Raw genomic sequence first — 22,636 nt, forward strand, 5'->3', positions numbered from 1 at the left:
TGTTCTTACGGGCAAAAAAAACGCGATGTATGAATACATCGCGTTCTTCCAGCAGCGGCAGTTGCCGTCACGTGGGGTGGGGCAGCTTGCTTTTAATTCTCTTCTTTTTCCTGCACCGGCGCCGGTGGCGGACGCAGGCCGATTTCAGCCGAGAGCTTCAGCTCCTTGCCGTTACGCATCACCTGAATCGTCACCTTGTCAGTCGGTTTGATCCGCGCGACCTGGTTCATCGAGCGACGACCATCACCCGCCGGTTCGCCATCAATACTCAAAATCACGTCACCCAATTGCAGGCCGGCCTTCTGTGCCGGGCCATCGCGGAAGATCCCCGCGACGACAATCCCCGGGCGCCCGGACAGGCCAAACGACTCGGCCAGTTCCTGGGTCAGTGGCTGCACTTCAATGCCCAGCCAGCCACGGATCACCTGACCGTGCTCGATGATCGACTTCATCACTTCCATCGCCAGTTTCACCGGGATGGCAAAACCGATGCCCTGCGAACCGCCGGACTTGGAGAAAATCGCCGTGTTGATGCCGGTCAGATTGCCGTTGGCATCGACCAGCGCACCACCGGAGTTGCCCGGGTTGATCGCCGCGTCGGTCTGGATGAAGTCTTCGTAGTTGTTCAGGCCCAACTGGTTACGCCCGGTGGCGCTGATGATGCCCATGGTCACGGTCTGGCCGACGCCGAACGGGTTGCCGATGGCCAGCGCGACGTCGCCGATGCGGATGTTGTCGGAGCGACCGACGGTGATGGCTGGCAGGCTTTTCAAGTCGATCTTGAGGACGGCCAGATCGGTTTCCGGGTCGCTGCCGATCACGCGGGCGAGGGTTTCGCGACCGTCCTTCAAGGCGACGACGATCTGATCCGCGCCGCTGGTCACGTGGTTGTTGGTCAGAATGTAGCCTTCCGGGCTCATGATCACGCCGGAGCCGAGGCTCGATTCCATGCGTTTCTGCTTCGGCGAGTTGTCCCCGAAGAAGCGGCGGAACTGCGGATCTTCAAACAGCGGATGCGCCGGTTTGTTGATGACTTTGGTGGTGTACAGGTTGACCACCGAGGGCGCCGCGATGGTCACCGCGTCCGCATAGGACACCGGGCCCTGCTGCACGCTGGTGGTTTGCGGTGCCTGTTGCAGGTTGACGTCGAGGCTCGGCAGCCCGACCCACTGCGGGTAACGCTGAATAATCAACAGAGCGATAAGCACACCGGCCAACAGCGGCCAGCCCATAAAACGCAGCGCCTTGAACATTAAGCACGTCCTGGAAAAGTTGCAGGCGGGGTCAGACCGCCCATAATGTCGCGCATTATACGAGGCCGCGCGTGCCTCGGAACGGGATATTTAGGAGTCTTTCATGGCCGTTGCCCTCAGCACCCTCGTCGAAGAAGCCGACCGTTATCTTGGCAGTGCGAAAATTGCCGATTATTGCCCCAACGGTTTGCAGGTCGAAGGTCGGCCGCAGGTGATGCGCATTGTCAGCGGCGTCACTGCCAGCCAGGCTTTGCTGGACGCTGCCGTTGAAGCCGGGGCCGATCTGGTGCTGGTGCATCATGGTTACTTCTGGAAGGGCGAAAACCCGTGCATCACCGGCATGAAACAGCGTCGGCTGAAGACCTTGCTCAAGCACGACATCAGTCTGCTCGCCTACCACTTGCCGCTTGATTTGCACCCGGAGGTGGGCAATAACGTGCAACTGGCGCGTCAGTTGGATATCACTGTGGAAGGGCCACTGGACCCGGATAATCTGAAAATCGTCGGCCTGGTCGGCTCCCTGAAAGAGCCGATGACCGCACGCGATTTCGCCCGCAAGGTGCAGGACGTCATGGGCCGTGAGCCGCTGGTGATTGAGGGCAGCCCGATGATTCGCCGGGTCGGCTGGTGCACTGGCGGTGGCCAGGGTTATATCGATCATGGCGTCGCGGCGGGCGTCGATTTATTCCTCAGTGGCGAGGCGTCCGAGCAGACTTTCCACAGTGCTCGCGAAAACGACATCAGCTTCATCGCCGCCGGCCACCACGCCACCGAACGCTACGGCGTGCAGGCGCTGGGCGACTACCTGGCAAAACGCTTCGCCCTCGAACACATCTTCATCGACATCCCCAACCCGATCTGACTCCCTCCTCTGTAGGAGCTGCCGAAGGCTGCGATCTGTTGATCTTGTTTTTAAAGGGCCAGATCAAAAGATCGCAGCCTTCGGCAGCTCCTACAGGGGCGGGTTGGCCGAACTGTGAGGCATATTCATATGCCCTTTCGTTCTAGCCCGCGTCCTGATTAGAAGAAGGCCGCTGTGCTAGGATTCCCCGCTCGAACACGGCCCGCTGGCCGTTCATAAGAAAGTTTTCGTGAGTAGCCATGGTCGACAAACTGACGCATCTGAAACAGCTGGAGGCGGAAAGCATCCACATCATCCGCGAGGTGGCCGCCGAGTTCGATAACCCGGTGATGCTGTACTCCATCGGTAAAGACTCCGCCGTGATGCTGCATCTGGCACGCAAGGCGTTCTTCCCGGGCAAGCTGCCGTTTCCGGTGATGCACGTCGACACCCGCTGGAAATTCCAGGAGATGTACAAGTTCCGCGACAAGATGGTCGAAGAACTGGGCCTGGACCTGATCACCCACATCAACCCCGATGGCGTGGCGCAGAACATCAACCCGTTCACCCACGGCAGCGCCAAGCACACCGACATCATGAAAACCGAGGGCTTGAAGCAGGCACTCGACAAACATGGTTTCGACGCAGCGTTCGGCGGCGCCCGTCGCGATGAAGAGAAATCCCGCGCGAAAGAGCGCGTGTACTCGTTCCGCGACAGCAAGCACCGCTGGGACCCGAAAAACCAGCGTCCAGAACTGTGGAACGTCTACAACGGCAAGGTCAACAAGGGCGAATCCATCCGTGTATTCCCTCTGTCTAACTGGACCGAACTGGACATCTGGCAGTACATCTACCTCGAAGGCATCCCGATTGTGCCGCTGTACTTCGCCGCCGAACGCGAAGTGATCGAGAAGAACGGCACGCTGATCATGATCGACGACGAGCGCATCCTCGAACACCTGTCCGATGAAGACAAAGCGCGCATCGTCAAAAAGAAAGTGCGTTTCCGCACCCTTGGCTGCTACCCGTTGACGGGCGCCGTGGAGTCCGAAGCCGAAACGCTGACGGACATCATCCAGGAAATGCTCCTGACGCGAACTTCCGAGCGCCAGGGCCGAGTCATCGACCACGATGGCGCCGGCTCGATGGAAGACAAAAAACGTCAGGGTTATTTCTAAGGGGTTGTCATGTCGCACGTATCTGATTTGATCAGCGAGGACATCCTCGCCTACCTGGGCCAGCACGAACGTAAAGAGCTGCTGCGCTTTTTGACTTGCGGTAACGTTGATGACGGCAAGAGCACCCTGATCGGGCGCCTGCTGCACGACTCGAAAATGATCTACGAAGATCACCTCGAAGCGATTACCCGCGATTCGAAGAAAGTCGGCACCACCGGTGACGACATCGACCTGGCATTGCTGGTTGACGGTCTGCAGGCCGAGCGTGAGCAGGGCATCACCATCGATGTTGCTTACCGCTACTTCTCCACCGCGAAACGCAAATTCATCATTGCCGACACCCCTGGCCATGAGCAGTACACCCGCAACATGGCCACCGGTGCGTCCACCTGTGACCTGGCGATCATCCTGGTCGACGCGCGTTACGGCGTGCAGACCCAGACCCGTCGCCACAGCTTCATCGCCTCGTTGCTGGGGATCAAACACATCGTCGTCGCCATCAACAAGATGGACTTGAAAGACTTCGATGAAGGCGTGTTCGAGTCGATCAAGGCTGACTACCTGAAGTTCGCCGAAGGCTTGAAGATGAAGCCGACCAGCATGCACTTCGTGCCGATGTCTGCCCTCAAAGGCGACAACGTGGTCAACAAGTCCGAGCGCTCGCCTTGGTACAAAGGCCAGTCGCTGATGGAAATCCTCGAGACCGTGGAAGTCGCGGGCGATCGCAACTTCACCGATCTGCGTTTCCCGGTGCAATACGTCAACCGTCCGAACCTGAACTTCCGCGGTTTCGCCGGCACGCTGGCCAGTGGCATCGTGCACAAGGGTGACGAAGTCGTGGTGCTGCCGTCGGGCAAGAGCAGCCGCGTAAAATCCATCGTCACTTTCGAAGGTGAGCTGGAACATGCAGGTCCAGGTCAGGCCGTGACGCTGACCATGGAAGACGAAATCGACATCTCCCGTGGTGACCTGTTGGTGCACGCCGACAACGTGCCGCCAGTCACCGACAGCTTCGAAGCGATGCTGGTGTGGATGGCTGAAGAGCCGATGCTGCCGGGCAAGAAATACGACATCAAGCGCGCCACCAGTTACGTGCCGGGCTCGATTGCCAGCATCGTTAACAAGGTTGATGTGAACACCCTGGAAGAAGGCCCGGCGAGCGCGTTGCAGCTCAACGAAATCGGCAAGGTGAAGATCGCGCTCGACGCGCCGATCGCCCTCGACGGTTACGAGAGCAACCGCACCACCGGCGCGTTCATCATCATCGACCGCTTGACCAACGGCACCGTCGGCGCCGGCATGATCGTCGCGCAGCCAGTGACGCATGGCACTGCCACGCACCACGGCAAACTGGCGCATGTTGCGACAGAGGAACGTGCTCAGCGCTTTGGCCAGCAACCGGCGACCGTGCTGTTCAGCGGTCTGTCGGGCGCGGGCAAAAGCACGCTGGCTTACGCGGTCGAGCGCAAGCTGTTCGACATGGGCCGTGCGGTGTTTGTGCTGGATGGCCAGAACCTGCGTCAAGACCTCAACAAAGGTCTGCCGCAGGATCGCGCCGGGCGTACCGAGAACTGGCGTCGTGCCGCGCACGTGGCGCGTCAGTTCAACGAAGCCGGTCTGCTGACCCTGGCCTCTTTCGTGGCACCAAGCGCTGAAGGGCGTGAACAGGCCAAGGACCTGATCGGCAAGGATCGTCTGCTGACCGTCTACGTACAGGCCTCGCCGGCCGTCTGCGCCGAGCGTGATCCGCAAGGCCTGTATGCCGCCGCTGGCGACAACATCCCGGGCGAATCCTTCCCGTACGACGTGCCGCTGAATGCCGATCTGGTGATCGACACGCAGACGCTGAGTGTGGAAGAAAGCGTCAAGCAAGTGCTGGATCTGCTGCGTCAGCGTGGCGCGATTTAAGCGTTAGCCTGAAAAACAAAACCCGCTGATGAGAGATCATCGGCGGGTTTTTTGTTGCCTTGATATTGCTATCGCTGGCAAGCCAGCTCCCACAGGGATTTTCAGCGCACACAAATATTGTGTAACGCAGAGAAACCTGTGGGAGCTGGCTTGCCAGCGATGAGGCCGGAACAGACGCCTCAAGACTTCGCTGGATATTCGCGGTGCATCTGTTCCAGCAGCGCATCCTTGTCCAGCCACAGCTGATTGATCCAGCCCTGGAACTGCAGGCGATACTCGCCGTCCTGATCGTAGTTCTTGCCGATGAACTGCTGCGGAATCTTCAGCTCTTCAAAGTGCACCACCACGTCGCGCACATTGCCGCACAGCAAATCCCAGAAGCCCGGGCGCCCGGCCGGGTAGTGAATCGTCACGTTGACGATCGACTCCAACTGCTCGCCCATCGCATCGAGCACAAAGGCAATCCCGCCAGCCTTGGGCTTGAGCAGATACTTGAACGGCGATTGCTGCTGCGCATGCTTGCCGTCGGTAAAGCGCGTGCCCTCGACGAAGTTGAAAATCCCTACCGGATTATTGCGAAACTTCGCGCAGGTCTTGCGCGTGGTTTCGAGGTCTTTGCCTTTCTTCTCCGGGTGCTTGGCCAGGTAGGCCTTGGAGTAGCGCTTCATGAACGGAAAGCCCAGCGCCCACCAGGCCAGACCGATCACCGGCACCCAGATCAGCTCCTGCTTGAGGAAGAACTTCAGCGGCTGAATCCGGCGGTTGAGCACGTATTGCAGCACCAGAATATCGACCCAGCTCTGATGGTTACTGGTGATCAGGTACGAGTGCTGGTAGTCGAGGCCTTGCAGGCCGCTGATGTGCCAGCGCGTGCGGCGTACCAGGTTCATCCAGCCCTTGTTATTGCTGATCCACGCTTCGTGGGTGTGGCTCATCAGCCAACCGGCGATACGTTGGGTCAAGGCGAACGGCAAGGCCTTGACCAGCGCCACGCAGAACAGAAACGAGCAGAGCAGAATCGTGTTGAGTGCCAACAGCAGCGAGGCAATCACGCCGCGCACGGGTGCAGGTAGAAAATCCAGCATTTACACATCCATAGGTCGGTTGGCGGCTTGAATCGCGGTAAGGGCGATGGTGTAGACGATGTCATCGACTTGCGCGCCGCGCGGCAAATCGTTCACCGGTTTGCGCAGGCCTTGCAGCATCGGTCCGAGGCTGACGCAATCGGCGCTGCGTTGCACGGCTTTGTGCGTGGTATTGCCGGTGTTCAGATCCGGGAACACGAACACCGTGGCGCGACCGGCGACCTGGCTGTTCGGCGCCAGTTGCCGGGCGACTTCGGCGTTGGCCGCGGCGTCGTATTGCAACGGGCCGTCGATCAGTAGCGAGTGCTGTTGTTCGTGGGCGAGCAGGGTGGCCTCGCGGACTTTCTCGACTTCTTCGCCCGTGGCCGATTCGCCGCTGGAATAACTGATCATCGCCACGCGCGGCGTAATACCGAACGCCGCCGCCGAGTCGGCACTTTGCAGGGCAATCTCGGCCAGTTCGGTGGCACTTGGATGCGGGTTCATCACACAGTCGCCATACACCAGCACTTCTTCCGGGAACAGCATGAAGAACACCGACGACACCAGCGTGCAGCCCGGTGCCGTTTTGATCAACTGCAAGGCAGGGCGGATGGTGTTGGCGGTGGTGTTGATCACGCCGGAAACCAATCCGTCGACTTCATCCAGCGCCAGCATCATGGTGCCGATCACCACAGTGTCTTCCAGTTGCTGCTCGGCCATCGGTGCATTGAGGCTTTTGGTTTTGCGCAGGGCCACCATCGGTTCGACGTAGCGCTCGCGGATCAGGTCCGGATCGAGAATCTCCAGCCCTGGCGGCAATGTAATGCCTTGGGCGCGGGCGACGGCTTCGACGTCTTCCGGTTTCGCCAGCAACACACAACGGGCGATCCCGCGCTCCTGACAGATCGCCGCCGCTTGCACGGTGAACGGCTCGCTGCCTTCGGGCAGGACGATGCGCTTGTTCGCCGCCTGCGCACGCTGAATCAACTGATAGCGGAACACTGCCGGCGACAGGCGCATTTCGCGTGGCGTGCCGCAGCGCTGGTGCAGCCATTTGGCGTCGAGATGGCTGGCAACGAAGTCGGTGATGATCTCCGCACGCTCGCGGTCATCGATCGGGATTTCCTTGTTCAAACCGTTGAGCAGGTTGGCGGTGTCATACGAGCCAGTGCTCACCGACAACACAGGCAGACCGGCCTGCAACGCGCCCCGGCACAGATCCATGATGCGCGGATCGGGCAGGGTGTCGCTGGTCAGCAACAGGCCGGCCAGCGGCACGCCGTTGATCGCCGCGAGGCTGACGGCGAGGATGATGTCGTCGCGATCGCCCGGGGTCACCACCAGCACGCCGGGCTTGAGCAGCTCGACGGTGTTGCGCATGGTGCGTGCGCAAATGATGATTTTGGTCATCCGCCGGGTTTCGTAATCACCGGCGTTGAGCACTTGCGCGCCCATCAGGTCGGCGACGTCGCGGGTGCGTGGTGCATTGAGTTCCGGCTGATAGGGAATGCAGCCGAGCAGGCGGAAATCACCGCTGCGCAGCAACGGCGAGTGCTCCTTCAGACGCGCGGCGAAGGCGTCCATGCTTTCTTCGGTTTTGACCTTGTTGAGGATCACGCCGAGGACTTTCGGGTCTTTCGGCCCGCCGAACAATTGCGCCTGCAATTCAACGCGGCCGGAGAGTTCGGCGAGCACTTCGTTTTCCGGCGCCGAGACCAGAATCACCTCGGCATCGAGGCTTTTGGCCAGGTGCAGGTTGACCCGCGCGGCGTAGCTGGCGCTGCGGGTCGGCACCATGCCTTCGACGACCAGCACGTCCTTGCCGATGGCGGCTTGCTGATACAGGGTGATGATTTCTTCGAGCAACTCATCGAGCTGGCCGTCGCCGAGCATCCGCTCGACGTGCGCCAAGCCCAATGGTTGCGGCGGTTTCAAACCGTGAGTACGGGCCACCAGTTCGGTGGAGCGCTCGGGGCCGGTGTCGCCCGGGTGCGGCTGCGCAATCGGTTTGAAGAACCCGACTTTCAGGCCCGCTCGCTCAAGCGTGCGCACCAGCCCGAGGCTGATGGAGGTCAGACCCACGCCAAAATCGGTGGGGGCGATAAAAAAAGTTTGCATGCGAATTCTCTAAAGTTGCATGGCAATGGCGGCAATCTATACGTGATCGCCTACCGAAATTCAGTCGCCAAGGTTATCGCTAACCGAGCCCTGTGCGCACCAACCGCAGGCAAAGGGTTGGCCTATTTTTTCAATACGTTGCGCCGGGTCCAGCACCCAGGCGCGTGATTGCCACGGCGGCTGGTGGCGCAGGTGCTGGGTGTGGCCACAGGAAAGCTCGGCCACCCAATGGCCGTCTTCGTCTTGATGGAAGCCTGTGAGCGTCGAAACCCGTTTGTCCGGGTTGTGTTCGCTTTCGCGCGATTGCTTCGCTAAACTTGGCCTTTCTATATTCTTCTGCAAAAGGTCTCGCCCCATGCTGATCGCCGCCAATAAGGCTGTCTCCATCGACTATACCCTGACCAACGACGCTGGTGAGGTCATCGACAGCTCCGCCGGCGGCGCTCCGCTGGTCTACCTGCAAGGCGCAGGCAACATCATCCCGGGCCTGGAAAAAGCGCTGGATGGCAAAGCTGTTGGTGACGAGCTGGAAGTCTCCGTTGAACCGGAAGACGCTTACGGCGAATACGCTGCCGAGCTGGTCAGCACCCTGAGCCGCAGCATGTTCGAAGGCGTTGACGAGCTGGAAGTCGGCATGCAGTTCCACGCTTCGGCGCCGGACGGCCAGATGCAAATCGTCACCATCCGTGACCTCGACGGCGACGACGTGACTGTCGACGGCAACCACCCGTTGGCTGGTCAGCGTCTGAACTTCAAAGTGAAGATCGTTGACATCCGTGACGCCAGCCAGGAAGAAATCGCTCATGGCCACGTCCATGGCGAAGGTGGCCATCACCACTGATTTTCTGCGCTAAGCTTCGAGTACTGGAGAGGCGCCTGCGGGCGCCTTTTTAGTCCGCGGCTGTCCTTGGTGGTCTCGCCAAGTGGCTGTTTCGAGTAGAACACGGGAATCTTGGAGTTCGTCATGAGTGCTTTTCACGACCTTAAGTTGACAGCCCTGGATGGTCAGGAGCTACCGCTGGCACCGTTCAAGGGCCAAGTCGTGCTGGTGGTCAACGTCGCCTCCAAATGCGGCTTGACCCCCCAGTATGCGGCGCTGGAAAACCTCTATCAGCAGTTCAAGGGCAAAGGTTTCAGCGTGCTCGGCCTGCCGTGCAACCAGTTTGCCGGCCAGGAACCTGGCACTGAACAGGAAATCCAGGATTTCTGCAGCCTCAACTATGGCGTGACGTTCCCGTTGTCGAGCAAGCTCGAAGTCAACGGTCATGATCGTCATCAGTTGTACCGCTTGCTGGCGGGCGAGGGGGCGGAGTTTCCCGGTGACATCACCTGGAATTTCGAGAAGTTTTTGCTCGGCAAGGACGGCCGTGTGTTGGCGCGGTTCTCGCCGCGCACGGCGCCGGATGATCCGACCATTGTGCATGCGATTGAAAAAGCGCTGAGCTGAGACAGCAAGATCAAAAGATCGCAGCCTTCGGCAGCTCCTACAGGGAAACCTTAATCCCATGCAGGAGCTGCCGAAGGCTGCGATCTTTTGCTTTGCGTCTTTTAATCCTTAATCACCGAAATCAATAATGCTGTTCAAAGGCCTCGGCTCTCCATATTATAGTCGTCATAAAGTCATCTCTGTGGAGCCTCCCGATGCCTGTCCAAGCCTTGTTCAAACCGTTCCACCTCGGTGCCTTCGAATTGCCGACCCGCGTGGTCATGGCGCCGATGACCCGTTCTTTCTCCCCGGGTGGCGTGCCGAATTCGAAAGTCATTGAATACTACCGCCGTCGTGCGGCCGCAGGCGTTGGCCTGATCATCACCGAAGGCACCACCGTCGGTCACATCGCCTCCAATGGCTACCCGAACGTGCCGCAATTCTTTGGCGACGCGCCTTTGGCCGGCTGGAAAAAAGTCGTCGACGCCGTTCACGCTGAAGGCGGCAAGATCGTTCCGCAACTGTGGCACGTCGGCAGTGTGCGCCGCATCGGCACCGAGCCGGACGCCAGCGTGCCGGGTTACGGCCCGTCGGAAAAACGCAAGGACGGTCAGGTCGTGGTGCACGGCATGACTAAACAAGACATCCAGGACGTGATCGCAGCCTTCGCCCAAGCGGCCAAGGATGCACAAAGCATCGGCATGGACGGCGTCGAGATTCACGGCGCCCACGGTTACCTGGTCGACCAGTTCTTCTGGGAAGGCAGCAACCAGCGCACCGACGAGTACGGCGGCAACCTGGCCAACCGCTCGCGTTTTGCCATCGAGCTGATTCAGGCGGTGCGTGCTGCGGTCGGCGAAGGCTTCCCGATCATCTTCCGCTTCTCGCAGTGGAAGCAGCAGGATTACACCGCGCGTCTGGTGCAAACGCCGGAAGCGCTGGGCGAATTCCTCAAGCCGTTGTCTGACGCAGGTGTGGATATTTTCCACTGCTCGACGCGCCGCTTCTGGGAGCCGGAGTTCGAAGGTTCCGAGCTGAACCTGGCGGGCTGGACGCGCAAGCTGACTGGCAAACCAACCATCACCGTCGGCAGTGTTGGTCTGGACGGCGAGTTCCTGCAGTTCATGGTCAACACCGACAAGGTCGCGCAACCGGCCAGCCTGGAAAACCTGCTGGAGCGTCTGAACAAAGAGGAATTCGATCTGGTGGCGGTGGGGCGTGCGCTGCTGGTTGATCCGGACTGGGCGCTGAAAGTCCGCGAAGGGCGCGAGCAGGACATCCTGCCGTTCAGCCGTGAGGCGTTGATGACCCTGGTTTAACCAGCGCCGCTTCTGACGCTATCGCTGGCAAGCCAGCTCCCACAGGTTCTGGGGATGTTCACAAATTTTGTGTTTTCCGCAAACACTGTGGGAGCTGGCTTGCCAGCGATGGCGCCTTCCAAGTCAGCAATGATTCAAGGCAATGTCTGCGCATTCGGCACCACTTGCTCCCCCACACAAGCCCCACGCAAATGGCTCTCAAACTGCTCGATAATCGCCGGCCACCCCTGGCGACTCGCATGCTGCCGCGCATTCAGCCGCACACAACGCAACCGCTCATCTTCCTCCAGCAACCACACGGCCGCTTCGCAAAATGCCTGCTCATCCCCCGGCATCGCCAGCACGCCGCTGTAGCCGTGACGAATGTGTTGCGCCGCCGCCGCTTGATCGTAGGCTACCACCCCCAAACCTGAGGCCAGCGCCTCCAGCACGACATTGCCGAAGGTTTCGGTCAGGCTCGGAAACACAAACACATCCCCCGACGCATAGTGCGCGGCCAATGCCTCGCCACGTTGTGCGCCGCAGAAGATCGCCTCGGGCAGGTCCTTTTCCAGCGCCACGCGTTGCGGCCCGTCACCGATGATGATCAGTTTCAGATGACGCTGTGGATAAGTGCTGCGCAGTGTTTCGAAGCTGCGCTTGAGCAGGCCGAGGTTTTTCTCGGGAGCGAGGCGTCCTACGTGAATGACCGCGATATCGCGTTCGTTGAGGCCCCATTGCTCACGTAAAGCGTTCAACCGTTTGCTTGGATGAAACAACTGGCTGTCGACCCCTCGCGACAACAACGCCAACCGCTCGAAATGCCGCCGCTCCAGTTCCAGCCGCTGGCTGACGCTCGGCACCAATGTCAGCGCCGAACGATTGTGAAACCAGCGCAGATAATGCGTGAGCATCCGGGTCAGCAAACCCAGGCCGTACTGGCTGGTGTATTGCTGAAAATTGGTATGAAACCCGCTGACCACCGATATCCCCAAACGCCGCGCGGCCCGCAACGCCGACAGGCCGAGTGGCCCTTCCGTGGCGATATACAGCACATCCGGGCGCTGGCGCTTCCAGCGCCGCAGCAGTTTGTGCATCGACGACTGCCCCCACTGCAACCCCGGATAACCCGGCAGCGGCCAACCTCGGCACAGCAGCAGCGCATCATCTTCACTGCGCTGCGGATCGCCGGCCTGACGCGGGCGCACCAGTTCCACCTGATGCCCGCGCGCGCGCAAGCCATCGCACAAGCGGCCAAGGGTATTGGCCACGCCGTTGATTTCCGGTGGAAAGGTTTCGCTGATGAGGGTGATGTGTAGAGCTGTCGTCATGACCTCAGTGTCGGCTGAGGCCATGTCGTGCTTGTGACGTTCGGATGATGGATTTGTGACGCGCGCTCTGTTGCCGGTTCAGCGCTGAGTCACCAGATTCTCGGCACCACGCTCACGCACCCAGAACAACGTCGCACCCGCCACAGCCGCCGGCATCATCAGGATGTTGACCACCGGAATCAGCAGCGCCAGATAGACGATCCCGCCAAAACTCATGCTCTGCCAGCGCTTCTGGCGCAGCCAGGCGAGCATTTCGTTCCAGCCCAGTTTGTGGTTGTCCGCCGGGTAGTCGATGTACTGGATCGCCATCATCCACACGCCGAACAGCAGCCACAATGGCGCGGCGATGATGTTGACCATCGGGATGAACGAAAGAATGAACAGGCCGATTGCCCGTGGCAAGAAGTAGCCGAGCTTGCGCATTTCCCGGGCGAGGGTGCGCGGGACCATCTCGATCAACTCGCCCCAACTGAACGCCGGGAAGTCATCGGTGCCGCGCACCACCACTTCGACTTTTTCCGCGAGAAAGCCGTTGAACGGCGCGGCGATCACGTTGGCGAGCATGGTGAAGGTGAAAAACACCATCAGCGCCACCAGCACGACGAACAATGGCCAGAGGATGTAGCTGAGGAAGCTCAGCCATTCGGGCAGCGATGGCATCAGCGTATCGACCCAGAGGCTGAACTGGTGGCCGGCCAGATAAATCAAGCCGACGAACAGCACCAGGTTGATCGCCAGCGGCAACAACACGAACAGGCGCAGGCCAGGGCTGAGAACCAGTTTGAGGCCTTCGCGCAGGTATTGCGGGCCGGACAGAACAGGGGCGGGCATAAGGTGCTCCGAGCAAGGGAAAACGCGCCGACCTTACCGACTTTGCACAGGCTGCGAAAGCACGGCAGAGCGATCGACATTCACTGTAACAAGATCAGAGGGACGCTATTCGTCAGTGATTCGTTCAGCGTCCGCCCTCAAAGCTCGAAGCGTATCCGCGATTCACGGCGTTGTGCCGGCGGTAGCGCTTCTCCGCGTTTCACGGCGGCCAATAGCTGGTCGACGCCGATATGCACGGCATCGGCCTGCACGTTGCACGGTTTGAAATCGGCGACATTGTCGAGGCCTTGGCGGTGCGCCTGAATGATTTTCACGTCCTGGCGAATCACGATGTGGGTGTACAGATGAATCAACGGCCGCAACAGGCCCAGCACCCAGCGGGGTAGGCGGAAGCGGTAGGCGATGTAGGTGTAGACGCGCGACTGGCGTGAGTCGATGGGCGTGATCTGACTGATGATGAAGAATGCCGAACGCTCGCCCCACCGATAGTCGCAGCGGGTGACGTTGGGCGCAAAAAAACGATCGGTGTGCACCAGCGGCTCGCCGTCGGGGTTGCTCAGCCAGTTCATCAAACCGATCTTGTCGCCGTCATCGTGATACGTCACTTCGATGCTCTGCGCTTTACACGCGAGCGTGGCTTCCATCGCCCGCCCGCTGCTGGAACGGAAGATACCCTCGTGGACAAAAACAGTGTGCGGCACGTCCATGAAGTTCTGCACGAGGCTGCCGACGTCGGCCTCGAAGGTGTTGATCATGAAATAGGACTGCCAGGGTTTTTCGCCGTAGACCGGGAGCTTGAATACGGTTTTGCTTTGCGGGTCGCCCGTGCCGGTGTAGACCCAGACCAGCCCGTCCTGTTCCTGCACCGCAAAGTGACGCTGGCGGTAGCGATACGCGGGGGACGTCGAAGTGCACGACTTCTTGCCGACGCTGGGGATGTGCACCACTTGGCCCTCAGCGTCGTAGCGCCAGCCGTGGTAGGGGCACACCAGGCAATCGTCGGCAATCTTGCCCGCCGACAGGCGTGTGCCGCGATGCACGCACTGGTCGAGCAACGCCGCTACCCGGCCGTCACGCTGACGAAAAAGCACCAGATTCAGACCCAGAATCTTCGCCCGGTAAGGTTTGTTTTTGCGCAGTTCTTTTTGTGCGCAGGCTACATACCATTGTTCGAGGGTCGCGTCGTCGGGTGTTTCGAGGAGGTTGTTCAAAGGTACCGACATGAGCTTTCCGTCAGAGCGAGAAGGGCTTGAGCTGTCTCCAGCCGATTGATAAGTGCGCGCGGCTTGAAGTCGCCCGCACGGATGCCGCTCAACTCCGCCGCCTGTTGCAACACCTGCGCAAGTTGATCAGCGCCGCCGTCGAGCAGGCGCACCTGCACCGGTCCCAGTTGCCCGAGCTGGCGTGCCTGGCCGTAATGAAAGGCGTCGGCCAGTGCCGCTTCGATCGTCAGCGCCAAAGCGCTGGCATCAAGGTCTCGTGACATCGCCACCAGCGCCGTGTAATGCGGTGGCGAAGCATAGGCGTCGGGGATCAGGCAGGCGCCGCCCTGGGTGGCCGGGCAACCCTCGAACAGGTTCTGCACGACGTGTTCATCGAGTTTTTCTCCGACCAGATCACTGGTGCCTGTGGCACGGCCGACAAACTCGACCCGTGGCGTGGCCCCCGACATGCCGACGACGCGGACCCGATCGCCCAGTGCGTAGCGGTACAAGCCGCCGCCGGTGCTCAGCAGCACCTGCGCCGTTTCCCCCAGGCGTAACGAATGCGCATGGCGCACGCTGCCGTCTGCGCAGAGGAATTCCAGATAATGGCTGCCGATCGCCAACGGGCAACCCGGTCCGTCGCCGAAGGGAACACTGACGACGCCTTCGGTGGCAAACAGACTTTTGGGTAGCCACTGCGTTTGCGGAAAACGCGCGGCCAGTTGCGTGAAGTAGTGGCGACTCGGCCCTTCCATCCAGCAACTGACGGCGGCCAGGCGCGGCCATAATCCGCTGCAGTCACCCTGGGCTCGCGCGCGGCGTAGCGCCGAGCGGCGCGGCGCGGGGAGGGCGGCCTCAAGCCAGGCAAACGTCTGCAGCTGTTCGGGTGTTTCGGCGTTGAACAGTGGCTGTAACAGGCTGGTCAGAAAGGTCGGGCTCCACACGCTGATAAAACTCAAATCAGCATCGGCCAGCAAGGCCAGCAGGGTCTGGCGGCGCCATTGCGACTGCGCACCGTTAAACTCTGGAATCAGCAACGTCCCGGCCAGACCGGCCAGATGACTGCCGCTCAAATACTCCAGATCACTGGCCGACCCGAGGCAAATGCCATTCGGCCCGGCCACGGGCATTTGCAGGGGCGGCGACATCGACCAATAACTCGAGCCATGACTGATGCCCGGCACCTGGCGATGCATGTCGGCGAGCCACACGGTCAGCGCGCTGTGCATTTCTGCGAGGAAGGCGCGCGTGTAGGGAATCGCTTTTTGCAGCGCGCTGTTACCGCTCGTACGCTCGAAGAACAGCGGTGTGTCGGTGGTCAGAATCGCTGCGGATTGCTGTTGCGCGCGCTCGATCCACGGCTGCAGTTGCGCGTAGGTGTGAACCGGTACGTTATCGCGAAACTGCGTCGAGTCCTGCAATCGGGCAAAGTCGTGGGCGCGGCCGAATGCGCAATCGCGATTGGCTTCGAGCAGGCGCTGCAATAAGCGTTCTTGCGTTGCTTGCGGTTGCTCGAGCTGCGCGTGCCATTGATCGAGCGTGGGCTTGGCGTGCTCGAGGAAGGTCTGCCACAGCGCGCGTTTCACATCCATGTTGGCGCTCATCAGAAGTAGGTCTTGTCCAGTTGCGACAAATCATCGGGTAACCGCTGCGGGGGCAGGAAAACCTGCAGCCAGCCATACCACAGCGGCCGGGTTTCCTTCAGGTTGGAAGCGGCATGCATTTGCTGCCAGTGCATGGCCGAGTGCCGATGATGGGTCAGGTTGTAGTTGAAGTTCAACAACGCCCAGCGCACCAGCCGCGGGGCCCGCAGGTTATAGGCGCCCTCGACGACGTCCAGTGGCGTGCGCATGTGATACACCCACTGCAGCGACGACCAGGAAAAGGCGAAAGCAAGGTAGGCGATGAGCACCACCTGCCACGTCCATCCCAGCAAGAGTCCGATCGATAACCACGCGGCGACACTGGCGATGACTTCCACGCGGATACGCTTGAAGTCGGCGCTGGAGAAGTCCTTGAAGGCGGCGGCGTAGGTGTTGACCTCTGCGGTTTGCGACCACTTGTCGGTGATGCGCGCCGGCAGCACCGGCAATAACAGGCTGCCGACAAACGCCGCCAGCCAGATACCGCCAAGCACCGCAAAGTAGTACTCGATGCGCTTGCGCCACAGCGACTCATCCGCGACCGCGAAGTCGGCCAGTTCTGCGCGTGTACGATTGCGCACATGATGACCCAGGTGATTGATATGGATCAGCGTCGCCGAAGCGCCAAACAGGCTAGAAGCCCACCACATGACGAAGTAGTTGAGGGGCTTGCGACTGTGCGCCAGGCCATGAAAGGACTCGTGCATCATCGAGAAGACACCTTGCATGACCAGGCAGAACGGGATGAGCACCAGCCATTTGAGCCCGCCCGCCTCAGTGTGGGAAAGCCAGGTCAGGGTCGCGCCCCACAACAGCGTTTGCAGCGCCAGCACGCACAGATTGGCCACGTCGAAACGACGCGTTTGCGAAATGTCACTGGAACTGCGCATATGGGCTCCTTGATAGGTCGAGTCGAAAAAGTATACCGCCCTGATCGCTTCGCTAATGATCAATTGCTGGCGCGTCAGGGCAACGAGGAACCGCAGAACACTGTATGTCGTATCTAAAACGCCTTCTGAACAGACGCTCGGCGACGAAACCCGCTGGCGCAGACATCCCTCGACGCGACATGCGTTTTGCGCTCGATGAGCAGATTCCGCGCTATTGGTATCGTGGCTGGCCGCACGTCACGCGCTTTTTCGATGGCCTGTCGATCATGTTTCCACTCGGCGAAAAACTCTTCATCGACAGTGTCGTGCACTTTCGCCAAGCCCTCGAAAAACATCCGGCGCTGGCCCAGGCGGTTGACGCGTTCGTGTATCAGGAAGCGTCGCATATTCGCGAACATCGCGCGTATAACCGGCTGCTCGCGGCCCAAGGCGCACCGATTGATGCGCTGGAACAATTGCTGATGCGTCGTCAGGAGGTGGGCAATAAATTTTCCCCGGCGATGCGCCTGGCCATGACGGCCAGCCTGGAACATTTCACCGCGATCCTCTCCGATCAACTGCTGCGTCATCCGGCGATCCTTGAGGGTGCCGATACGAAGATGGCCATGCTGTGGCGCTGGCATGCGATTGAAGAAACCGAACACAAGGCCGTTGCCTACGATGTGCTGGGCGTGGTGGTGAGCAATCCGCTGCGGCGATACCTGATGCGCTGCGGGGTCATGCTGATCATGACGGGCTACTTTGCCATCGATGTCCTGTATTTCATTTACCGACTGGCAGGCAATGATGGGCAGCGCCGCAACGGGCGCGAATGGCTGCGGTTGCTCGGCTGGTTATTCGTCCGTCCCGGCCCGCTGACCCGGGTGTTTCCGAAATGGCTGGCCTGGTTCATTCCGGGGTTTCACCCCAACCACCTCGACACCCGTGAAGCGTTGGCAACGGCGCGGCAAACCCTCGACGAATACGCTGGGCGCACACCATGAAAGGGCCTTCGGCGATGACCCCCGCCTGGACACCTGAGGGATTTGCCGAGTGGTCACGGCATTTTCCGGCGACCGAATTCGTCGCGCCCGACGCATTGCTGGACTGCACGGAGCAATTTATCGCGTCCTGGCACAAGCCCATGCTCAGCCTTTCCCAGGACACGTTGGTGGTACTGGTGGCCGGGCTGTTTTCCGAATGGCTGCCCGGCTGTTTTCAGGATTGTGCGCGGACGTTGCGGCGCCTGGGCTATCCGGTTTTGCGCATGCCCGTGCGTTCCTCTCGCGGCGTCATGGCGCAGGGCCGACATATCAGTCAGGTGTTGACGGCTCAACTCAGGCAGGGGCAACGCTTTGTCGTGTTGGCGCACAGCAAGGGTGGGCTCGACGCGCTCGCGGCATTGGCACAGGACAAACTGTTGCGCCAGGCGTGTGACGGTGTGGTGCTGGTGCAACCACCGACAGGTCCGTCGACGGTCATCGATGACCTGTTGGCTTGCAGCGCAGGGCAGTCGAACCTCGACTATCCGTTCGATCGCGTTCGCCGAGTGCTGGCGAAAACCCGTTGGGTGGCCGCTGGCGCACGGGATATCAGCAGTCTGCGCGACCCGCACATCAGCGACCTGCTCGAACACCTGACCGCCGACGTGCAATGCCTGCACGTGATCAGTTGGAGCGCCGTCCCCAGTTCACGCTTCGATACCCATCATGCCCGCCTCAATGCGCGACGCCCGGGTTGCGCCCATGACGGCCAGTTTTACCTTGAACATCAACGCATCGCGGGCATGCCGCAGATCTGCCTGCCCCGGCTCGATCACGGTCAACCGGTGCTGGGCGGCGGTGGCTTTGACGCCACGCGTTTCTGGTTGACGCTGTTGGATGTCGTCCACGGTTGCGCTCAGACCAGATAGATTTCAAAGCCCGGGATGCGCTCGGCATCCTGCGGCGTCAACGCCGTGGCATTGCCCACGCAAGGCGCGGTGTACAAGTCCATGGCAATGGACACTGCGCGATAGCGCTTCATGGCCAGCCAGAATGGGTCATGGTCATACAGGCACAGTTGCATCAATGCGTACTGACCGCGAACGCGCATCCACGCCGCGTCCAGCAGTGCCGCAAAAATCTGCGGGTCGCGTTGGCGGACGTGCAGGTGGGTCAGGTAAACGTCGCGCAACGCCTCGCCGGGCGCGGCAATGGCGGGGCGCCCCAACAGCGGCGCACAGGTGTTGAACGCCAGGCGCAGGGCCTGGTGGGGCAGCGGCAAGGTCTCAAGCACCACGCGCTTGATCCGCCCGGCATCCCAAGGCGCGACGCAGCCCAGCAAGTTGTCTCGGGCGTCGAGTGCCAGCAGAAATGACGAGAGGCCGAAGTCCGGCCAGGTCTCCAGGCGCCTGGCAAACTGCGCCTCGCTGAAGACGTTGCCGAAGGGCTGAGCTGCCGACTCGCGGTCGAGAAACGCCCGGAGTGCGTCGGCGTGACACGGCTGCGCTTGCACGATGCGCACGTGGTCCGGCGTTCGCGGGGTGCTTGCCCAGCCACGCTGGGCATACACGGCGACGTTGCTGTAACCCCGCCAGTGCGCCAGCCCGAGTGGATTGGCGCGCCGTCCGCCGAGCAATGATTGTGTGGCGAGACGGTTGTCGCGGATGACACAGCAATAGGCATGCTGCACCCCCGTTTCAGCGGCCAGTGCGGCGAGACGGACTTTGACCTCGGCCATCCACGACAGCGACAGGCGTCGATCAGGCACCAGTCGCAAATCCCCCAGATAGGCCACGGGCTGAATGTCACCCTGAAGATAACCCTCGCGCACCACCAGGCTGGCGATGCCCTTCAGATCACCGGTCTCGTTCTCGGCCAGCCAGGTGCGATGGTCGCTGGCATGACAACGGTGCAGCGCAAAGTAGTCCGGCCCGCGATCGAAACGCATTGGCAAACCACCCTGCATGGCCCGCTGCGCCTGAAAATCCAGCAGTCGCTGGTTGTCCGCCGCGCAGGCCTGGCGGATCAGCATGGTTGTGCAGCGGCGAACAGACGCTGCGCCATGGGCCGCAGGTTATCGGGGTGCAATTCACACAGGCAGACCAGTTCATCGCCCGACGCGTAATGAGGATTCTTCTGCAGAAAATACGCGACGTTATCCAGGCGCAAGTGCGGCGCCGGGACGTGTGCCAACTCGGTCGTCAGCCGACCTTGCGGCACTTTGAAAGACAGTACGCCTGTTGCCGGGTCGTAGGCCTCGCCAAAACGATCCACTGCCAGATAATCGGCCAGTGCCTGAACCGCAGAATCCGTCACGGCGCCAGCGCGGGGCGCGTAGTTCAGCGCCATGGCGGCCAGATAGCGATAGGTGCGATGGCCCTTGCAGATCAGAAACCAGTACAGGGGAATGTCAGGTTGCTCCAGCCAGATCTCGCCGGCCAGGCGCATCCACGCGAAGGCCAGTTGCTGGCTGCCCCAGTGTTCGCGGTCAATGATGGTGTCACCGGAAAAAATCACCCTGATCGGGCGCCCGCACCACGTGCGCTCATAGCGTTTGAGGGTGGTGAAACCGACGATGCTCTGATCCGCGCAACGCAACACGATGCAGTGGGTCTTGTCCTGCAAATCCTGTTCGAACTGCGGGCGAGAGGTGTCGCAGTAGGACGCCGAATAAATCTCGAACATCCGGTTGATTTCATGTGGATGCAGATCGGAGCATTCAACGGACGTTGCGCTCAAACGCATGGAGACCCTCGGCATCGCAAGCAAGATGTTTGGAGTTTGGCGAGTTGAAAGGGTCAATGCAACGTAGACTTCCTTTCGTCGCCGTCATTTACTGACGCTGAAAATCTGGCATAACCGAGCAGAAGCCGCCGCTCTTGGCGGTATGGAAACGTTGCACGTGTTCTGACCCATCAGGCGCCTTATTCATGTCATCCACGTTGGCCAGTCATCAATTTGATACCTCGATCGTGACACGCCCGTTCCTCTGGCTAGCGGTCTACACCGTGGTGACGGGCGCGCTGTATTTTCTCGTCACGCACTACCCGATGGGCGCGGTGCGAGTGATTGAACCGACAGGTTTTGACGCGCACATTGCTCGACTGCCTTTCACCTTGCCGTTGTACCTGAGCTATGTGCTGATCATGCCGGCGCTGGTGCTGCTGGGGCGGCGCCGCGAATGGTTGCTGCCAGCCTTTTTTGCCGCGGCAGTGGCGTCCGGCACCTGCCTGCTGAGCCATTTGTTCTGGCCCACCATGATCGTGCGTCCGGAGAGCTCTTCGCAGTGGCTGACGTGGTTCTACCAACTCGACTCACCGTTGGCTGCCTCGCCCAGTGGGCACGTGGCCTTGCCGATTGCGATCAGCGTTGTCCTTGCTTACCTGCGCGTCCGTGCGGCCTGGCTCTTCAGTCTGTGGAGCGTGATGCTCGGGGTTACCGTGTTGACCACGGGGCAGCACGTGCTGCTCGACGTGGTGTATGGCGCCGCGATCGGTGGCGCGGCGGGCTTGATGACCGTCATGCTCACGCGCCTGAAAGTGGATCTGCGCAGTATGGCCGCGATCCTGCTGGAATGGCTGTGCATCATCGTGACGTTGCGCATCGCCCTGTACGTGGGGGACTGGCGTTTGTATGGCGTGGCCTTCGTGGTGATTGCCGCGCGCCAACATGCGCTGTTCATCCTGTACCACGACGCGACGCACTATCACTTGACCCGTCATCGCCGGCTCAACGACTTTCTGATCAACCTGGCGATCGGTGTGCCGGGCCTCGTCCCGGTGGAATTCTATCGGCCCCTGCACCTTGATCATCATCAACAGACCGGTACTGCCAACGACCCGGAGCGCCGCTTTCTGTATCACCGCCAGCCTTGGGATTTCCGGCCGCTGAGCGGCAAATTGTTGCTGCGACAAATGCTCGGCGATCTGTTGCTGATCAACACGCTGCGCAATCTGCGCGCCTACAAGGCAGCGGGCGGAGCCTCACCGAAGATGACCGGCCCGGCAGTTGCGGCGAGTGTGATCTGGCTGGGCCTTTTAGCGTTGATTGCCTGGCAGACGTCGGCGCAGACGATCCTGCTGATTGTTTTTTTCTGGTTTGTGCCACTGGCCACCCTGGGCACCCTGTTGCAGAAAATCCGCAGTATCGCCGAGCACAGCGGCGGGCCGGACGTGACCCCCGGTTGGCGGGAATGGACGTATGCCTGGAAAGTCGGGCACGCAGGGCGGTTTTTCATCTGGCCTTATCACATCAATCTGCACCTGCATCATCACCGCAGTGCCAACCATCCCTGGCACGTGCTTCCACGATTGGTGACGACGGATGAAGCGTTACTGGACTCACGGACGCTGCCCTCGCTGCTCTGGTCGGGCATGAACAAACACCGCTGATCCAGCCTTGTTTCCGCGCGGTACCGCTTGGGTTCAGCTTTCAGCCTCACCCTTGGGGTTGCTCGCGATCAGGCTGGCGCCGCACGCGGTTTTCATCCCGTGCAGCGCGACTGCAATGCCGCCGACATCCAGCAGGGCACTGCCCTGCGTGATCGGGAACACCCCTTTGCACAGCGGGCAGACTACCTTGTGGCCAACGCCGGACATGGGTTTGCCGTTCAGGTCTGTCTGGCTGAAAGCTTCAAGGACGGTGCCACCGTGACTGGTGGAGTCGCCGAGCCGAATGATGTCCAT

General features: G+C 60.6%; 21 protein-coding genes. 9 read left to right on the forward strand and 12 right to left on the reverse strand.

Annotated features, from left to right (window positions below):
* Window positions 1–92 precede the first annotated feature (92 nt).
* Entirely contained in the window at window positions 93–1,253 is a 1,161-nt protein-coding gene (gene algW / locus ACQ4MY_RS00965; RefSeq protein WP_008085036.1) for a Do family serine endopeptidase AlgW, read from the reverse strand.
* 103 nt (window positions 1,254–1,356) lie between these two features.
* Here algW and ACQ4MY_RS00970 point away from each other — a divergent pair, with 103 nt between their 5' ends.
* From ACQ4MY_RS00970 to cysN, 3 genes are all read left to right on the forward strand, one after another.
* Complete coding sequence (locus ACQ4MY_RS00970; protein ID WP_440093214.1) at window positions 1,357–2,115, forward strand: Nif3-like dinuclear metal center hexameric protein; 759 nt, start codon at window positions 1,357–1,359, stop codon at window positions 2,113–2,115.
* 239 nt (window positions 2,116–2,354) lie between these two features.
* Window positions 2,355–3,272 (forward strand): sulfate adenylyltransferase subunit CysD, encoded by a 918-nt coding sequence (cysD, locus tag ACQ4MY_RS00975; RefSeq protein WP_008085033.1) that lies wholly within the window; start codon window positions 2,355–2,357, stop codon window positions 3,270–3,272.
* Between the two features lie 9 nt (window positions 3,273–3,281).
* On the forward strand, window positions 3,282–5,180 hold the full coding sequence (gene cysN, locus ACQ4MY_RS00980) for a sulfate adenylyltransferase subunit CysN (RefSeq protein ID WP_034154495.1): 1,899 nt from the start codon (window positions 3,282–3,284) through the stop codon (window positions 5,178–5,180).
* Between the two features lie 179 nt (window positions 5,181–5,359).
* Here cysN and ACQ4MY_RS00985 read toward each other — a convergent pair whose 3' ends face one another.
* From ACQ4MY_RS00985 to ACQ4MY_RS00995, 3 genes are read right to left on the reverse strand one after another with little or no spacing between them, the layout of a single operon-like run.
* Window positions 5,360–6,265, reverse strand: coding sequence for an acyltransferase (locus ACQ4MY_RS00985; protein WP_008085029.1), 906 nt, complete (start codon window positions 6,263–6,265; stop codon window positions 5,360–5,362).
* Window positions 6,266–8,365, reverse strand: coding sequence for a phosphate acetyltransferase (pta, locus tag ACQ4MY_RS00990; protein WP_440093217.1), 2,100 nt, complete (start codon window positions 8,363–8,365; stop codon window positions 6,266–6,268). It lies immediately after the preceding gene.
* A gap of 60 nt (window positions 8,366–8,425) precedes the next feature.
* On the reverse strand, window positions 8,426–8,752 hold the full coding sequence (locus ACQ4MY_RS00995; protein WP_440093219.1) for a DUF3565 domain-containing protein: 327 nt from the start codon (window positions 8,750–8,752) through the stop codon (window positions 8,426–8,428).
* Between ACQ4MY_RS00995 and ACQ4MY_RS01000 the strand changes: the two genes are divergently transcribed.
* The 3 genes from ACQ4MY_RS01000 (at window position 8,721) to ACQ4MY_RS01010 (ending at window position 11,110) form a co-directional block, all read left to right on the forward strand.
* The gene (locus ACQ4MY_RS01000) at window positions 8,721–9,206 is read left to right on the forward strand and encodes an FKBP-type peptidyl-prolyl cis-trans isomerase (protein WP_008085027.1); all 486 of its coding nucleotides are present in this window, start codon (window positions 8,721–8,723) and stop codon (window positions 9,204–9,206) included. The genes ACQ4MY_RS00995 and ACQ4MY_RS01000 overlap by 32 nt on opposite strands.
* 123 nt (window positions 9,207–9,329) lie before the next feature.
* Window positions 9,330–9,812: a glutathione peroxidase gene (locus ACQ4MY_RS01005; protein WP_008085026.1), complete on the forward strand. Its 483-nt coding sequence runs from the start codon at window positions 9,330–9,332 to the stop codon at window positions 9,810–9,812.
* Between the two features lie 194 nt (window positions 9,813–10,006).
* Window positions 10,007–11,110: an NADH:flavin oxidoreductase gene (locus ACQ4MY_RS01010; protein WP_440093222.1), complete on the forward strand. Its 1,104-nt coding sequence runs from the start codon at window positions 10,007–10,009 to the stop codon at window positions 11,108–11,110.
* A 134-nt stretch (window positions 11,111–11,244) separates the two neighbouring features.
* Here the strand turns inward: ACQ4MY_RS01010 and ACQ4MY_RS01015 are convergent, their stop codons facing one another.
* The 5 genes from ACQ4MY_RS01015 to ACQ4MY_RS01035 all read right to left on the reverse strand — a co-directional run bounded on the left by ACQ4MY_RS01015 (window position 11,245) and on the right by ACQ4MY_RS01035 (window position 16,989).
* The gene (locus tag ACQ4MY_RS01015; RefSeq protein WP_440093225.1) at window positions 11,245–12,444 is read right to left on the reverse strand and encodes a glycosyltransferase family 4 protein; all 1,200 of its coding nucleotides are present in this window, start codon (window positions 12,442–12,444) and stop codon (window positions 11,245–11,247) included.
* A 54-nt stretch (window positions 12,445–12,498) separates the two neighbouring features.
* Window positions 12,499–13,251 (reverse strand): sulfate transporter CysZ, encoded by a 753-nt coding sequence (gene cysZ / locus ACQ4MY_RS01020; protein ID WP_008085023.1) that lies wholly within the window; start codon window positions 13,249–13,251, stop codon window positions 12,499–12,501.
* A gap of 137 nt (window positions 13,252–13,388) precedes the next feature.
* Window positions 13,389–14,474: a Rieske 2Fe-2S domain-containing protein gene (locus ACQ4MY_RS01025; protein ID WP_440093229.1), complete on the reverse strand. Its 1,086-nt coding sequence runs from the start codon at window positions 14,472–14,474 to the stop codon at window positions 13,389–13,391.
* Window positions 14,459–16,060 (reverse strand): GH3 family domain-containing protein, encoded by a 1,602-nt coding sequence (locus tag ACQ4MY_RS01030; RefSeq protein ID WP_440093232.1) that lies wholly within the window; start codon window positions 16,058–16,060, stop codon window positions 14,459–14,461. Before ACQ4MY_RS01030 ends, ACQ4MY_RS01025 begins: the two co-directional genes overlap by 16 nt.
* Window positions 16,060–16,989, reverse strand: a complete 930-nt coding sequence (locus ACQ4MY_RS01035) for a fatty acid desaturase family protein (protein WP_440093233.1) — start codon at window positions 16,987–16,989, stop codon at window positions 16,060–16,062. Before ACQ4MY_RS01035 ends, ACQ4MY_RS01030 begins: the two co-directional genes overlap by 1 nt.
* A 104-nt stretch (window positions 16,990–17,093) precedes the next feature.
* Here ACQ4MY_RS01035 and ACQ4MY_RS01040 point away from each other — a divergent pair, with 104 nt between their 5' ends.
* On the forward strand, window positions 17,094–17,972 hold the full coding sequence (locus ACQ4MY_RS01040) for a metal-dependent hydrolase (RefSeq protein ID WP_440093237.1): 879 nt from the start codon (window positions 17,094–17,096) through the stop codon (window positions 17,970–17,972).
* A gap of 14 nt (window positions 17,973–17,986) precedes the next feature.
* The gene (locus ACQ4MY_RS01045) at window positions 17,987–18,880 is read left to right on the forward strand and encodes an esterase/lipase family protein (protein ID WP_440093648.1); all 894 of its coding nucleotides are present in this window, start codon (window positions 17,987–17,989) and stop codon (window positions 18,878–18,880) included.
* Here the strand turns inward: ACQ4MY_RS01045 and ACQ4MY_RS01050 are convergent.
* Together ACQ4MY_RS01050 and ACQ4MY_RS01055 are read right to left on the reverse strand one after the other, a co-directional pair.
* On the reverse strand, window positions 18,868–19,983 hold the full coding sequence (locus ACQ4MY_RS01050) for a hypothetical protein (RefSeq protein ID WP_440093239.1): 1,116 nt from the start codon (window positions 19,981–19,983) through the stop codon (window positions 18,868–18,870). The genes ACQ4MY_RS01045 and ACQ4MY_RS01050 overlap by 13 nt on opposite strands.
* Window positions 19,977–20,636, reverse strand: coding sequence for a hypothetical protein (locus tag ACQ4MY_RS01055; RefSeq protein ID WP_440093241.1), 660 nt, complete (start codon window positions 20,634–20,636; stop codon window positions 19,977–19,979). The genes ACQ4MY_RS01050 and ACQ4MY_RS01055 overlap by 7 nt, the downstream gene beginning before the upstream one ends.
* A gap of 245 nt (window positions 20,637–20,881) precedes the next feature.
* Between ACQ4MY_RS01055 and ACQ4MY_RS01060 the strand changes: the two genes are divergently transcribed.
* Window positions 20,882–22,342: a fatty acid desaturase gene (locus tag ACQ4MY_RS01060; RefSeq protein ID WP_440093243.1), complete on the forward strand. Its 1,461-nt coding sequence runs from the start codon at window positions 20,882–20,884 to the stop codon at window positions 22,340–22,342.
* A 33-nt stretch (window positions 22,343–22,375) separates the two neighbouring features.
* Here the strand turns inward: ACQ4MY_RS01060 and ACQ4MY_RS01065 are convergent, their stop codons facing one another.
* Window positions 22,376–22,636, reverse strand: a complete 261-nt coding sequence (locus ACQ4MY_RS01065; RefSeq protein ID WP_008085009.1) for a PAAR domain-containing protein — start codon at window positions 22,634–22,636, stop codon at window positions 22,376–22,378.

This window comes from Pseudomonas sp. SM4 (assembly GCF_051913165.1).
Classification (GTDB): domain Bacteria; phylum Pseudomonadota; class Gammaproteobacteria; order Pseudomonadales; family Pseudomonadaceae; genus Aquipseudomonas.